The organism is Citrobacter sp. VF227 (assembly GCF_052950715.1).
On sequence record NZ_JBRFVF010000658.1, the window covers coordinates 1 to 431 of the forward strand.

The following is a 431-nucleotide window of genomic DNA, read 5'->3' on the forward strand; positions in this document are numbered from 1 at the left end:
GTTCCGGCGTCGGCTGGCTCGTTTCGAGAGAGGGGGGTCGGGTGTCCTCGTGACGGCGTCTCATGGCGGTGGCCCTCGCATTCGCGCCGATGGCCGTCCTGGTCATGCCGACGATGGTCGATGGTCGTCGTGGGGCTACGACGCCTGTCGTGCACGCGTTCGCCGACCACGACCATGGCGCGGGCCGGCATGCCAAGGACGACTTGGCCGACCACGCCCAATCCCGCGCGCAGGACGCGATGCCCGTGCTCGCTCCGGCCGCCGGGGGCGCCGCCTGGACGGCCACGACGTTCCCGGTCGGCGACCGGCCCGTGCATGCCGCTGGCAGGGTCCGGGAGCCGTTCGAGCCACCGAGGGCGTGAGGAAGCCTGTCCGGTACCTGCACTCGAACGGCGGCACCGCGCGCCCACGCCTGCGGCCGACCGCCCATG

The 431-nt window shown here is 73.3% G+C and carries 1 protein-coding gene; it reads left to right on the forward strand.

Annotated features, from left to right (window positions below):
- The first annotated feature begins 62 nt into the window (after positions 1-62).
- Positions 63-362 (forward strand): hypothetical protein, encoded by a 300-nt coding sequence (locus ACU8YC_RS28410; RefSeq protein WP_059409111.1) that lies wholly within the window; start codon positions 63-65, stop codon positions 360-362.
- Positions 363-431: the final 69 nt, after the last annotated feature.

Coding starts and splice junctions, on each gene's coding strand:
- ACU8YC_RS28410 (WP_059409111.1), top strand. CDS start 63: ATGGCGGTGGCCCTCGCATTCGCGCCGATGGCCGTCCTGGTCATGCCG.